At 54.3% G+C, this 13,309-nt stretch carries 7 protein-coding genes; 3 read left to right on the forward strand and 4 right to left on the reverse strand.

Features of this window, described 5'->3' with window-relative positions:
* Positions 1 to 79 precede the first annotated feature (79 nt).
* Both PQU98_RS05090 and PQU98_RS05095 read right to left on the reverse strand, forming a co-directional pair.
* Positions 80 to 1,891: a DUF885 domain-containing protein gene (locus tag PQU98_RS05090; RefSeq protein WP_272743801.1), complete on the reverse strand. Its 1,812-nt coding sequence runs from the start codon at positions 1,889 to 1,891 to the stop codon at positions 80 to 82.
* 223 nt (positions 1,892 to 2,114) lie between these two features.
* Complete coding sequence (locus PQU98_RS05095) at positions 2,115 to 5,246, reverse strand: TonB-dependent receptor (protein ID WP_272743802.1); 3,132 nt, start codon at positions 5,244 to 5,246, stop codon at positions 2,115 to 2,117.
* A gap of 790 nt (positions 5,247 to 6,036) precedes the next feature.
* Here PQU98_RS05095 and PQU98_RS05100 point away from each other — a divergent pair.
* From PQU98_RS05100 to PQU98_RS05110, 3 genes are all read left to right on the forward strand, one after another.
* On the forward strand, positions 6,037 to 6,894 hold the full coding sequence (locus PQU98_RS05100) for a DMT family transporter (protein ID WP_272743803.1): 858 nt from the start codon (positions 6,037 to 6,039) through the stop codon (positions 6,892 to 6,894).
* Between the two features lie 284 nt (positions 6,895 to 7,178).
* Positions 7,179 to 8,216, forward strand: a complete 1,038-nt coding sequence (locus tag PQU98_RS05105) for a hypothetical protein (protein WP_272743804.1) — start codon at positions 7,179 to 7,181, stop codon at positions 8,214 to 8,216.
* A 71-nt stretch (positions 8,217 to 8,287) separates the two neighbouring features.
* On the forward strand, positions 8,288 to 8,989 hold the full coding sequence (locus PQU98_RS05110) for a toll/interleukin-1 receptor domain-containing protein (RefSeq protein WP_272743805.1): 702 nt from the start codon (positions 8,288 to 8,290) through the stop codon (positions 8,987 to 8,989).
* A 330-nt stretch (positions 8,990 to 9,319) separates the two neighbouring features.
* On the opposite strand, the gene typA is transcribed toward PQU98_RS05110, so the two are convergent.
* A complete protein-coding gene (gene typA / locus PQU98_RS05115) occupies positions 9,320 to 11,155 on the reverse strand; it encodes a translational GTPase TypA (RefSeq protein ID WP_272743807.1) in 1,836 nt (611 codons plus the stop codon).
* Between the two features lie 274 nt (positions 11,156 to 11,429).
* Complete coding sequence (gene dgt, locus PQU98_RS05120) at positions 11,430 to 12,914, reverse strand: dGTP triphosphohydrolase (RefSeq protein ID WP_272743809.1); 1,485 nt, start codon at positions 12,912 to 12,914, stop codon at positions 11,430 to 11,432.
* Between the last annotated feature and the right edge of the window lie 395 nt (positions 12,915 to 13,309).

A 13,309-nucleotide genomic window follows, 5' to 3' on the forward strand; every position in this document is an offset into this window, starting at 1 on the left:
GTGAGGCGGAGGGGGATGCTGCTTGCCCCCTCCGTCAGCCTTACGGCTGCCACCTCCCCCGTAAACAGGGGAGGAAAAATTAAATCAGTCCCTTATCCTTATAGACCTGCTCCAGCACGGCCAGAGGCACTGCCCCGGCCAAAAGGCCCGTGTCGTGGAAGGTCTTGATGTCGAACTTAGCCCCCTGCTTTGCCTGCATTTTGGCGCGCAGTTCCAGCCACTTGATCTTGCCGACCATATAGCCCAGCGCCTGCCCCGGCCAGACGGCGTAGCGTTCGATCTCGGTCTCGTTCGGATCGCCCATATTGGTGGCCATGAAGGCCATAGCCTGCTCACGACTCCAGCGCTTATGGTGCATACCGGTATCGACCACCAGACGACAGGCGCGGAACAGGGCCGCTTCCAGATAGCCGATACGGCCATAGGGGTCGGTGGCGTACATGCCCATGTCATTGGCCGCGACCTCTTCCGAATAGAGCGCCCAGCCTTCGATATAGGCGTTAAAGCCTGAAATCTGGCGCAGCATCGGCAGGTTCTTGTTTTCCATCTGCAGGGAAATCTGCATGTGGTGGCCCGGCACCGCTTCATGATAGGTCAGGGTCGGCAGAGTCCAGCTTGGCACCTCAGCCGTATCGCGCAGATTGATATAATAGGCCCCCGGCCGCGAGCCATCCAGGGTCGGCGGCCAGTAATAGCCCCCCGGCGCCCCAAGCTCAGTGGCCACCGGCACCCGGCGCACGGTCACCGGCGTTTTGGCGCGCACCCCGAAATAGTCCGGGATCTTGGCCTCGATCACCTTGATCTGGGCATTCAGGTCATCCAGCAGCTTTTGCTTGCCGGCATCGGTATTGGGATAGACAAACTTCGGATCCTTGGCCATCGCTTTCAGGCGCTCACCGGTCGTGCCTTGGGTCAGGCCTAAGGGGCGCATCAGGCTGTCGATTTCCGCGTTGATTTCCTTAACCTTTTCAAGACCAATCTTATGGATTTCGTCGGGCGTCATGTCGGTTGAGGTATTGGTTTTCACACCAAAGGCATAATAGGTCTCACCGCCCGGAATATGCCACACACCCGCATCGTGTTTAGCCGTCGGCAGCACCGCCTCTAACGCCGCAATCTGGCGATCAAGCGCGGCCACGACTTCGGTCTCATACGCCTTGGTGGCCGCCGTCTGCCAGTCACCGGCAATGGCTTTTTCCTTGGTGCGGCGGGTGATTGAGGTCACCAGAACACTGTCGGCGGCCTTGGTATCGCGCTGGCCTTTTAGCTGGGTGATGGCTTTTTGCAGGGCGAAATCAGGTGCGATCACCCCCTTGGCAACATCGGCCTTGAAGTTGGCGGTTTCCTGATCCAGCAGGGTTGCATAACCGCTCAGGCGCGACATGTAGGCGTCGGCATCGGCCTTGGTCTCAACGCTGTGCTGGGTATCGAGGAAATCCGGCAGACTCTGGTAGCTGCCGGTCAACTGGGTCAGCACATAGGGGGCCGGATAGCCAGGCGTGCCGAAATCAAAGGCCTTATAGCCGCTCAGCGTGTTGGAATAGTCCCATAGCACCGTATCGTAATTGATCCGGTCCATGCCGGTCAGTTTCTCACGATCAACCTTTTTAATCGCCGCAATCGACTTTTCAAGAAAGGCCTGCCCGCGCGCGCGCTCAGCGGGTGTTGACGGATCAAGTTTGGCCTTAAGCGGCGCCAGATCGCCCTTATCGAGGCCCAGCCCCGTCGCCGTCATCGGCGAATTGGCGACCAACTCCTTAAAGATGGCATCAAAAGTAGTGGTTAATTGCGCCTGTGGGGAGACCGGCGTCACCGCATGTGCGCCGCCGCCCAGAGCCGCGCTCCCCATCAGAGCCCCCGCCCCCATCAGTACCGAACGCCGATCGACCATGTCACTCACTCCGTCATTAATCTGTTGCGGGGGAGCCTATGACCAAGTGTTTACATTCGCAACGGTTTTGCGACACCTCAACATGAAATTGTCGTAATGTTTAACCGGATGCTTAACTGGCGCATAAAAAAGCCGCCGCCCTGATTACTCAGAGCGGCGGTAAAGTCATGACACCAGGAGGACTAGTCGAGGGGCCAATCTCGGGGAGGAGATATTGGGTTGATTAGCGCTTAATCGTCACACCGACGAAGAAACGGCGGCCGGAATAGCCGGTATTGATCAGGCGGATATCGCCAGCCCAGGTCGACTCGTCTTCTTCGGTCAGGTTCTTGCCTTCCGCGAAGAACGACAGGCCTTCAGGCCCCGGCTTCCAGGTGATCTTGCCGTCCAGATAACCCGTCGGGTCCTTGAAGATCGGGTTGAGCGACACGTCCGCCGCCGTCACCAGATATTCCGAGCGATAGTTGTAGGCCAGACGGGCATTGATCGGACCCTTGTCGTACCAGAAAGTCACGTTATAGCTGTCCGACGACAGACCCGGATACGGCAGTTCCGAACCGTCAAGCTGGCTATAGACGCCGACATCCTTGGCTTCCTGATAGGTGTAGTTGGCATCGGCCCCAAAGCCCGACAGCCAGCCCGGCAGGAAGGTGAAGGCCGTCTTGGCCGTCAGTTCAAGGCCGGAAATCTTGGCGCCTGCGCCGTTGACATAGGTATTGTAGTCATAACGCACGCCATCACCGAACACATCCGTTGGCCCAAGGCTCGTGCGCGAAGAGATGTAGAACGAGCGAATGTTCTTATGGAAGAAGCCGGCCGAAAGCTGGGTATCACGGTTCGGATACCACTCGAACGACACGTCGAACTGATCGGCACGGTAAGGCTTTAGGCCCGGATTGCCGGCGTTGCAGCTATCGAGCGCGCCCGGATCGCTGACGTCGTTCGAATAGTTGATGGTACAATCGATGCTGGGTTGCAGGTAGTTGATCAGAGGCCGCGCCATCAGCTTGGCGAAACCAGCACGAACGCTCAGTTCATTGTCGATCAGCCAGGTATTGATGTTGAAGCTCGGCAACCAGACCGTATAGTCCTTGGTCATCGAGGTCAGGGTGTTGGACACAATACCGGTCTGGGCCGTGCCATTGACGTCGCGGGTTTCACGGCGGGTATTCTGGCCTGTAGCTGTGGTTTCGGTGTGGACGCGGCGGACGCCGAAGTTACCATCCACTTCATAACCAAAGGCCGGGAAGGCATAGTCAAAGCGGACGTACTGTGCATCGGTCTTTTCCTGAATGTTGTACGGGATCTGGTCGTAAGGCTTACCGTCGCTGCCGACAGTCTTATAAAGATTATCGAGGTTGAAATGCGAGGTATCCAGATATTGGGCCACACCGTTAAAGGTCGGGTAGAGCCAGTCTGTAGGCAGACCACCGCCACCATAATAGAATGAGGTTGGCAGCGGCGTCATAGCCGAAGCGAAAATCTGGTTCGAGAAACCGCGCGACCAGGTTTCGGTCGTGTTCCAGAAATTGGTTTCATACGGATTACCATACACGGCTTCGGTCTGATCGGCGGTAGCCCCGTTAGAAACCAACGCCGTCGAATTGACCGAGTTGGCATAGATGACGGTATTGTCGATCACGCTGCCTAGGTTTGCTCCGGCATCAACGATGAAGCCGCCGTAACCATAGCCCGACGTTGTGCTGTCGGTCATGCGGCCACCAAACTTGACGGCCTTCAGGAACGGCAGGTCGGCGCGGTAGTCGAAATCGATCTTATACTGATCTTCGCTATTAGCCGATTGCGACGGACGGTACTGAATCTGCCACTGGCTGACGGCGCTGGCGTCGGCAGGGCTAAACCCATCCGCAAAGGTGAAGAGCGGTGCAGAACCGTTCGGGTCGATGGAAACTTTAAGGCCCGGCGTATTATAGGTGACGCTGACATTGTTGGTTTCGCTCAAGGTCTCGGTTTCGGCATTGGCGCCCTGGAACTTCACCGTCCAGCGCTCACCATTATAATTGAAGCCGTAAGAGACATATTCCGATGAGGATTCATACTGGAAATCGCGCGACGAAATGCTGAAGGCATTGTTGCCACCGCGACCCGTCGTCCCAAGGCAATTACCCACGACATATTCGGTGACATTGTGATTTTCATCAACCACCACGCCCGGCACGGCACCGGCATTGGCGACGGTAACATTACAGGCCGTGCCATAATTCAAACGGTTCAGAGCCGTGAAATCCGTGCCATAATTGATGTCGTTAAGCACCTGAGTACGCTTGTTCTTCTGATAGGTGACAAAGGCGTCCATCTGATCGTTGAACTTATACTGCGCGGTAAACTCGCCTGAAGAACGATTATCATCACGGGTCCAGACGCGGTAACGTGGCACGCGCGGCTGATAGTCATACCACTGGCTTTCACAGGCGGTGCGGGCCTGTGTAGCGGTCAGGGTTCCGACGGCGGCGATGCTGGCACAGCTTGCCTCAGTCTGGAAACCTGAGATGTAGTCGCTGACGTCGCGGCCATAGGTCTGGTTGTAGTAACTGGCAGTCTTTTCCGCCGAATTATCGAAGTCGGCCAGACGGGCCCATGAATGGTCATCGTAATAGTCGCCGCGAGTGACGACCTTATCATAGTTGAGGCTGCCCATCAGGCCAAGCTTACCATCAAACAACTGGGTCGCACCAAACAGGCTGGTGCGCGGCTTCCAGCCGTCCATGGTATCCAAATTTTGCGCTGACGCCGTGATCGAGAACGTCGGTTTTTTGAAGTCGAGCGGCTTACGCGTCTGAACGCTGACCGTGCCGCCAATACCGCCTTCGGTCATGTCAGCCGTAAAGCCCTTAAATACGTCGATCGACTTGACCATTTCCGAAGGTAGTTCGCGGAAGTCATTGGATCGGCCGCCACCGCCGTACACATTCAGATTGCCCGCGGTCGACAGCACGCTCATGCCATTGATTTCGATGCGGTTCAGGTCGGGCTCAACGCCGCGGATCGAGACAGCGCTGCCCTCCCCCATGTCACGCGCCAACTGAACACCGGTCACACGACCCAGAGCTTCACCAACGTTTTTATCCGGGAACTGACCTATATCTTCGGCGACGATCGAATCGGAGACCGTGCCCGCGCGCTTCTTACGATTCATCGCCGATTGCAGCGATGAACGCGTACCGACGACCACCACTTCCTGAACCTGGTCATCAGCGGCCTCAGCCTGAGGGGCCGCATCCTGAGCCATAGCGGCACCTGAGGCCGACATCACGGCGACCGCCACCATCGCGGTGCTGACGTTCAGGCTACGGCGCAGACGCGCGCCAAATGTGTGCGAAATACGGGAAGTCATAGCTATTGCGGGCTCCTGGCGTAGGGTTACACGGCGCACCTCTGTCACGCCGATGATTATTAAGACTGACCGGAAGCGCCCCCGGACACCGCAAACGGCATCCAAAGTTCATATATCCGCCGCGACACCCTTAACGGCGCCATCGTCGGATCATCTCCCGTGCATGATCTTTTTTGATCGTTTCACCAATCTTATCTCATTCTATCATTAATGATCAATTACGATCAGTCAAGCCATTTTGACAAATTTGTAAATACAGATGTCATTTTTGACCGAACATTGATATTTCAATATTGATACATAAACAATCAAACCATACAATTGCCATATTTTTGACACCAATTAATTCAAATTTACAGCGACGAATACACAGTATTTGCAATTAAAATACATATTTTTTACTGTAATTCTCCAATAATACTAAATATTGTTCTTACAAAAACAAAGAATTGATTGCATTTTTTATCAATAAAAATAAAAATCCTCGCTCAATTTTTCATGAGTAAATATTTTATCGCAGTTGAAATATATAGATCATTTTCAATCATGTAGTTTATTATGTAACAGTGCTGATATCTATTCCATGTTAACGCTCACACTGAACATCGATCGCAAGCTCCGCAATGTGGCGGTGTTTTGGGCACGCGCAGTCCAGAGACGTCCACAAAATGCAATAAGATGTGAAATATATATGGGCCCGCCATGTCCGATGCCGTGCTAAAAACCATTTCTATAAAGAGTCGCAGCAAACCGCGGCCATATGTAATTTGTAACGGCGAGTATGTGTGTCATGCCAAAAGGGATTTTGCTGGGCTTTGCGGCCTTTGCGTCGTTTGCGATTTCCGACGCCTTTATCAAATCCATCCACGGCGCCCTGCCCGCCTATCAGCTTGGGTTTTTCAGCGCCGCTTTTTCGGTACTGCTACTGCCGTTTGTGTGGAAGCGCGGCACGTCGGCCATTGATCTGGTGCGCCCAAAGCGGCCCGCCTTGTGGGTATTGCGCGGCATTTTGTCGGTTATCAATATCCTGACCAGCGTGCTGGCCTTCACCCACCTGAGCATGGCCGAAGCCTTTGCCCTGATCTTCCTGATGCCACTGGCGGTCACGGCCATGTCGGTATGGACGCTCAATGAAAAAGTGACTTTGAGCGGCTGGGCGGCCATTGTGTTGGGGTTTTTGGGCGTGCTGGTCGTGCTGCGCCCAGGGTTTCGTGAGATTGAACTGGGCCATATCGCCGCCCTCACCTGCGGATTTACCGGCGCGGGTTTGTCGGTGCTGCTGCGCAAAGTTGGCCAGACCGAAAAGCCGATCAGCCTGTTCGGGGCCGGTCAGTTATTCCCGCTGGTCATCTTTGCCCTGCTGATGATTCCCGGTTTTGTACCACCGACGCCGATGCAGTGGGTCGCGATTGCGTTCTATGCCACGCTGTCCGCCGGCGGGAATATGCTGCTGATGTTTGCCTCGCGCCTGTCGCCCGCCAGCCAGATCGCCCCGACCCAGTATTCGCAAATGTTGTGGGGCATAGGTCTGGGCTATGTCTTTTTCCACGACCATATCGACCTGATTACCCTGATCGGGGTCGTCCTGATCGTCGGCGCAGGCCTGTGGCTGTTTCTGCCGAAGCGGCAGCGCATAACGAGCCCTTAGTCGCAATCTGCGCGGTGAATGAGCGGCTTCTTGCTCATTGCGGCCCTTAGCCGACATACATACGCTTCGTCCCTTATGTGGGGCCCTGACATGATCGGGGATTTCGCCGTACAGTGGAAATTGACGAAGGGATGCCGATGCCGCTCTTCATTATGTGTTCCTTAGTCGTATCTGGTCATTTCTTGCGCATACCAGCGCCGTTACTTAAAAAATATTTCAATCCGTCACTTGTAGGCTTGCTCTCGGACCCCATATGTTCCCTTGTCACAACAGAGGGTTGCACAATGGCAAAGCGTTTTCCTTGGAAGAGCAACTACCGTCAAATCCCTTCATTTGTGCTGGATGCGCTGGACGACATTGAGGGTGATCTCATCGCCGTCGCTGCAACCAAGAAAATCAATCGAAGTGATATCGAGGCGGGGCTGTATAGCCACCTTGGGTTGACGGCAGGCGACTCCGGGATTGCTACCGTCGGGCCAGCCTATCCTCCGGCAGATGCTGGAAAGTGGTCTGAGCGAAACGCGTACGGCTGGGATCGGAAGCGCGAGGATTGGCCGAAGGTCCAGAAGTCATGGACCTTCGAGTCTCCCAATTTCGGAGACGGAGGGCGCAACGGTTGGACAATGCGCTCGTGGACGAAGGACGTCTACCAGCATCAAATATTCGAGCCGCAGGGCATGACCATTGAGCCGACAGTGCTTGAGGACAAAGGCGGAGAGCAGGTGATCGTCAAGTTTGCTCTCAGCCCAATGCTGAGCCGTGACATGCCCGAGTTCCACCTAACGCTGCTTTGGGCGCTAAACGTCCTGCAAGAGAACACGGGGGTCACTGGCGTGTTCGCGAGCGATGCAACGCGAGCTGAATACATTTCGACTGTTACGCTTGATTGGCAGATTTTTCCGCCCGGCACCGCCGATGAGGTTGTTGCCCGTCTGCTAGCATCGGCGCACCCCTCAAACGCTCCCGATTTCGAGAAGCATGTCCGCGAACGGGTGCGATTGTTCGAAGGCTTCGAGCCGAAAGCCTACATTCGCGGACAGGGGAGTTTTGGTTCCTATTTCGGCGCGCAATTTGCCGAAGATCTAGTCGTGTTCGAGAACCTCAAATATGGCAACGCAGTTTATCTGCTGTACCAGGATTGGGACAAAGCATCACAGCGGTCGCGGCTTGATCTACTTCGCGATCAGGACGCTCATTTTGATCGCGTGGTGCATACCGATGGGTGGCAAGACCGCTTAAAATCCCTTCTTCATGATAAGCTCTATGAGCGTGGCTTGAGGCGGCGGCGGAGCGGCTATCGGTCAAAGCGTGACCGTCGCTGAAATTTTCGATTTCGGTCTAATCTGTCTAAATTTTCAAGCAAATTGATTGCGCAGAAAGGTGAGGAGTTCGAATGGCTAAATGTACTGCACCAAGTCAAGGACACCGTTCGGCGGCTGCGGCGGCAAACTGCCCCGCGTGCGGTAGCCGCTATGGACGATCCTATGGTGGCTACAGTAGCTACAGCAGCTATTCGCCCTCTCCCACTCCATCCACGTCAGGAAGTCGTGGTAGTGGCGGCTCAGGTCGGCGTAGCTCAAAGCCACGCTGGTCACCGTCCGGGTCTGGCGTCTGGTACACTCCCGAGCAAGTTCGCGCACTCACTCCTGTACGCGAGACAGTCGAAAACCTCGCGGTCGCGCAGCCCGATCTAAGAGATGTTTTCCTTTGCCACGCTTGGGATGACCGTCAGGGATCGGCCAAAGACCTGCACGACTTGCTTGAGGCGCGCGGTGTCCGTGTGTGGTTCAGCGAAAAAGACCTTGGCCTTGGCGTGCCACTGATGCGGGCTATTGACAAGGGACTGGTCAATTCCCGCGTCGGTATCGTGCTCGTTACGCCCGCTATGCTGCGCCGACTCCCGACAGAGGGCGTTGCAGACAAAGAGCTTTCGGCGCTCCTGCGGCGTGAGCGGCTCGTGCCCGTGGTGCATGGAACCACGTATGAGGAGCTTGAGAGGGTTAGCCTCCTCTTGGCTTCTCGTGCCGGGCTGAGCACCGCCGAAGAGTCGATGGCGGAAGTTGCGGCAAAGATCGCAGAGTTGGTAAAGGCGTAGCCAATTCGGGTGATAAGCCGAGACAATCGCTCGACTTTATTCGTTTAGTCTACGTTTACTGTTGCAGTTTGCCTCCCTCCCGTTGATCAGCTTGGTCAAAGAAAATTGAAATTCAATGACCGCTTACTGGCCCGGTGGTGGGATGCGCAGCCGATGTCCGGATTTGGGCGCAATACCGATATCTAGCTTATCCGCCGACAGCTCCTAAAATCACAAAAAAGCCCCCGCGATTAATCACGGGGGCTTTTCCATTTCTTAAAGGGGGCACATGGGGGAACGGGTTCCCCCATGATCCTTAGCCCTTGGGGGGAAGTTCGTTCCCCCATGAAATCAGTCGGCCTTCACGCGCTTCTTGCGGAACGAAGGGTTCAGCTCGCGCTTACGCAGACGGATGTTGAGCGGCGTCACTTCGACCAGCTCATCGTCTTCGATATAGGCAATCGCCTGCTCAAGGGTCAGCTTACGCGGCGGCGTCAGGCGCACGGCCTCGTCCTTACCCGAAGCCCGCACGTTGGTCAGTTGCTTGGCCTTCATAGGGTTGACATCAAGGTCGTCAGAGCGTGAGTTTTCACCGATGATCATGCCCTGATAGGTCTTTTCGCCCGCGCCCACAAACATGGTGCCGCGCTCTTCCAGGTTCCACAGCGCATAGGCCGCCGTTTCACCGTCCGAGTTGGAGATCAGCACGCCCTTACGCTGCTGATCGATCAGGCCCTTATAGGCTTCGTAGTGCGAGAACACGCGGTTCAGCACGCCCGACCCGCGCGTATCGGTCAGGAACTCGCCCTGATAACCGATCAGCGAACGCGACGGCGACTTAAGCTGGATGCGGGTCTTGCCGCCACCGGACGGGCCCATGTCCTTAAGCTCAGCCTTACGGGCCGACAGCTTTTCAATCACGATGCCGGAAAATTCATCGTCCACGTCGATCATGACGTCTTCGATCGGCTCCATACGCTCACCGGTTTCTTCGTTGGTCTGATAGACCACGCGCGGACGCGAAATGGCGACTTCGAAGCCTTCGCGGCGCATGTTTTCGATCAGAACGCCCAGTTGCAGTTCCCCGCGGCCGGCGACTTCATAGGCATCCTTTTCCGCCGTTTCGGTGATGCGGATCGCGACGTTGGATTCGGCTTCTTTCAGCAAACGGTCACGGATCACGCGCGATTGCACCTTTGAGCCTTCACGACCGGCCAGAGGCGAGTCATTGACCGACACGGTCATCGAAATGGTCGGCGGATCGATCGGCTGAGCGGGCAGCGCTTCGGTCAGCGCCATATCGCACAACGTATCGGCCACGGTTGCCTTGGACAGACCGGCAATGGCGCAGATGTCACCGGCTTCGGTGCCTTCGTCGATCGGCTGACGCTTCAGACCGCGGAAGGCCAGAACCTTGGTGATCCGGCCGCGCTCGATTTCAACGCCGTCACGGTTCAGCGCCTTGATGGCCAGACCCGGAACCGCCTTACCCGATTGCACGCGTCCGGTCAGGATGCGGCCCAGGAACGGATCGGATTCAATCAGAACGCTCAGCATCTGGAACGGCTGATCGACGTTCTTCTGCACCGCAGGCGCCGGGACGTGATCGACGATCAGGTCAAACAGCGGCGCCAGAGTTTCCGACGGCTGGTTCAGGTCCATCGTCGCCCAACCGGCCTTACCCGACGCATAGATGTGCGGGAAGTCGAGCTGTTCTTCGGAAGCGCCCATGATGGCGAACAGGTCGAACGCTTCGTTGTGAACGCGGTCAGGATCGGCGTGCGGGCGGTCAACCTTGTTGATGCACAGGATCGGACGCAGGCCCAGCTTCAGCGCCTTACCCAGCACGAACTTGGTCTGCGGCATAACGCCTTCTTCGGCGTCCACCAGGATCACACAGCCGTCCACCATGCCCAGAATACGCTCAACTTCGCCGCCGAAGTCGGCGTGGCCCGGCGTGTCGATGATGTTGATGCGCGTCTCACCGGCCTTACCGTTCCACAAAACGGAGGTACATTTGGCAAGGATGGTGATGCCGCGTTCGCGTTCCTGATCGTTGCTGTCCATGGCGCGCTCAACCGTGGCTTCGTTGGCGCGGAACACGCCGGACTGAGCCAGCAGCGCATCCACCAGCGTCGTCTTGCCGTGGTCAACGTGAGCGATAATCGCGATATTTCTTAAGTTCATAAAAGGCCTTTAAGCACAAAAAAGCCTCTCAGGCGTCAGAGAGGCGGCAGAGGTTGGGGCGCATCCAAACGGTTAAAGATGCGCAAAATCGTGAGCCCGCTTAGCACAGAAGGTGTCGAAACCGGCCCAGAATGTCTGAATCGCGCGCTGTATACCCGAAAGTGTGACTGAACGCCACCCCCGCCTGTGCATATTTTTTCGCTAGTGCAGCGTGGATGGGATGTTGAGACGGTAAGCAAAGGTTCGCAAGGGGCAAGCCCCCTGCACCCAGATGTCAGATAGGTTTGAATATACTTTGCGGGTTATCAGAGTGAAGACGAGCATAAAATTCCAACGCATAACGATCCGTCATACCGGCAACAAAGTCGCAAACCACACGCATTCGAGCACTTGCATTGGCTTCAAATTGCAACCACAAGCCCCGAACATCATCAGGCATTAATAAATAACCTTTTGGGCCGGCCAACGCCTCAAATATACGGGAAACAACTTCATAACCTCGATATTCAGCAACTTTTAATCTCGTTGAGAAAATTGTCGCTTCAAATGTGTAATTCTTTAGCGTTTCAACTTTCCTACGAACCCCCTTCTCAAGATAAACTTTTGAAAGATTTGGAAAATTATCATTAAATTTTAATCTTACACCAGAAATAAACTCTCCAACTAATTGAGACGTTAATTCAGTACGAAGATACCCATTCTCTGATATGCCACGAGATTGCTCGAAACCTTTAACAATATTAAAAACAGCAAGCTCAGGTGAACTATCTTGAGCCCCTCCAGTAGCTATATCTTGAAATATTTCAAAAAAAACATCCAAAACATCTTGACTATCGACACTAGTCTCGATCGACCTACCAACCTTTTCAGCAACGCGCTCAAGCAATCTTTGGTCTGATGACAATATAGAAGCCGGAGTTAAAAATCCAGCCTTCAAAGAATCTTCAAGATCATATGTTGAGTACGCAATGTCATCTGCTAAATCCATTATAGCACATTCTATAGTCTTAAAGCCTCCAGATTCTTTGAAATCAGGCGCGACCGAAAGCTTTACCCTTGACACAAGCTCTGCATCATCAGAGTAATACCCCTTTACCAGCCCATCACTTTCTTCTCTAATATTCGGAATTTCTCTATCGTATTTCAAAATTGACGCTAGAGAGCGATACGTTAGATTCAAACCTAAGCGGTCATCAATATCATCGCCGTTTAATGAACGCTTTTTCTTCTCTAGTCGTGAAAGAATTCTAAATGTCTGGGCGTTACCTTCAAACCCGCCATAGGCCCGCATTTTGTCATCAAGCGCATGTTCCCCATTATGCCCAAAAGGGGGGTGCCCCAAATCATGAACAAGCCCTGCTAAAGCGCAAAGCGTCGTATCAATGGGATTATCCTTAAAATAATCGTGCTGCTCATTTAACATATACGCAATCGACTCAGCTATTTGCGCCACTTCGAGCGAATGAGTCAGCCGATTCCTGAAAAAGTCAGACTCATGACCAGGGAAAAGCTGCGTTTTACCTTGCAGCCGCCTAAATGCAGGAGAATGAATTACACGGGCGTAATCCCGGCGAGTATCTGACCTCCACCTTTCAGTAACCGGCTCTTCAAGCTCTCTGGACCGGTCTGACTGAGCATATAATGGCTTCAAGTCGTTACTTTTTCTTTCGTTTTTTGAGTTCCCTGCTGAGTCGTTTGCTGGGATGCAACCCTTTTCTCTACCACCTGCTTCAGAACTACCAACCTCTTCTCTGCCCATTTGTTTGATTGCTCCATCGCTCTATACGTTGTCATCCTGCTCTCCCATCTAAGTCTGGCACAAAATAAATTTATGGCTTCATGATCATGATCAATTTGAAATTGGTATATAGTGTCAACTTAAACGTCAATATATGGTTATTCCCCGCTATGAAGGGAATTAATAAGAAAGTCGATTAAACAAATTTTCGTTTTCGCACCATGAAACCTTCCGAAGCCCTCCAGCCAAACGTGTTCAACTGCGCGGCCTTGTCTGCCGTTACAGCCTGTCGCGCCAGAGTCTTGCGTGAGGCTCAGGCCATCTAACTTCCCCTCCCTATCGCAGATGGGGAGGTGGCAGACCGCCTTCGGCGGGATGACGGAGGGGGATAGCGCCGCCCTGATGTCCACCCACCG

The sequence above is a fragment of the Asticcacaulis machinosus genome (assembly GCF_028550435.1).
In the GTDB taxonomy this organism is placed as follows: Bacteria; Pseudomonadota; Alphaproteobacteria; order Caulobacterales; family Caulobacteraceae; genus Asticcacaulis; species Asticcacaulis machinosus.